Below are 1,523 nucleotides of genomic sequence, written 5' to 3' on the forward strand. Positions count from 1 at the left end.
CTTCGAATTGGAATGGCTGGCGGAAGAAGCTCGAAAACCCCCGGCATTCCTGGAATAATGGAGGTGTCTACAAATCTTCAATATCCCAGCAATGGAGGGTTTTCGAGTGAAGCCTACTGTCCACGAGAAGCTGCGGCGGTGCAAGCGGAGAATCGAGAAACGGCTGGAGAATCATCCCGAGGAGGGACGCGAGTCCCCCATGTTCACGGCCACCGACGTCCACTACGATCTCTCCTCTCGCGCCCGCGGCATCGCCTGCGGCGGCATCGGCGCCTTGATGATGGTCGCCCGCGCCTCCGGCCTGATCGGCGACATCGACTCCCGCCTCAAGCTCCTCAAGCGGCACCTCCCCTATCACGAGTCCGACCACGTCCTCAACATCGCCCTCAACATCGCCGCCGGCGGCAGCCGCATCGAGCACATCGAGCTCCGCCGCAACGACGAGGCCTTCCTCGACGCCATAGGCGCCGGCCGCATCCCCGACCCCACCACCGAGGGCGACTTCTGCCGCCGCTTCGAGGAGCCCGACGTCCTCGACCTCATGGACGCCTTCAACGCGGCCCGCCTCCGCGTCTGGCGTCGACAGCCCGCCGGCTTCTTCGAGCGGGCGGTCATCGACGTCGACGGCACCCTCGTCGGCACCGGCGCCGAGTGCAAGGCGGGCATCGACATCGCCTACGACGGCACCTGGGGCTATCACCCGCTGGTGGTCTCGCTGGCCAATACTTCCGAGCCGCTCTACCTGGCCAACCGCCCCGCCAATCGGCCGTCGCACGACGGGGCGTGGGTCTACGAGGAGAAGGCCATCGCACTGTGCCGCAAGGCCGGCTTCCGGGAGATCCTGCTGCGGGGCGACACCGACTTCTCGCAGACGACGCGGCTGGATCGCTGGGACGACACCGGCTACATCCGCTTCATCTTCGGCCTCGACGCGATGCCCAACCTGGTCGAGCTGGCCGACGCCCTGCCCGAGGGCGCTTACGGCTACCTGGAGCGGCCCGAGCTTCCCATCAAGGCCGTGCCCCGCGAGCGGCCCGAGCGACACAAGGCGAAGGTCGTCGAGGCCCGCGAGTTCGAGACGATCGGGACGCTCGAGGAGATGGTCGCCGAGTTCGACTATCGACCCACGGCCTGCGACCGCTCGTATCGGGTCGTGGTACTCCGCAAGCTGCTGGCGACGGACAAGGGGCAGATTCGTCTGTTCGAGAAGTACCGATATTTCTTCTACATCACCAACGACCGCGAGAGTCCCGCCGAGGGGATCGTCCTGACGGCCAACGGGCGGTGCAATCAGGAGAACCTGGTCGCGCAGCTCAAGGGCGGGGTGCACGCGCTGGCGACGCCGGTGGACGACCTGGTGAGCAACTGGGCCTACATGGTGATGGCGAGCCTGGCGTGGAGCCTGAAGGCGTGGTCGGCGCTGCTGCTGCCGGTCTCGCCGCGGCACGCCGAGCGGCACGAGGCCCAGAGGCGGGCGCTGCTGGGGATGGAGTTCCGGACGTACCGAGCGGCGATGATCGAGA

At 66.8% G+C, this 1,523-nt stretch carries 1 protein-coding gene; it reads left to right on the forward strand.

The annotated features are described in order from the left end of the window. Positions 1-106: 106 nt before the first annotated feature. On the forward strand, positions 107-1,523 hold a 1,417-nt coding region (locus G6O54_RS36825), incomplete at its 3' end, for an IS1380 family transposase (RefSeq protein ID WP_165236100.1).

Source organism: Aquisphaera insulae, from assembly GCF_011064615.1.
Taxonomy (GTDB): domain Bacteria; phylum Planctomycetota; class Planctomycetia; order Isosphaerales; family Isosphaeraceae; genus Aquisphaera; species Aquisphaera insulae.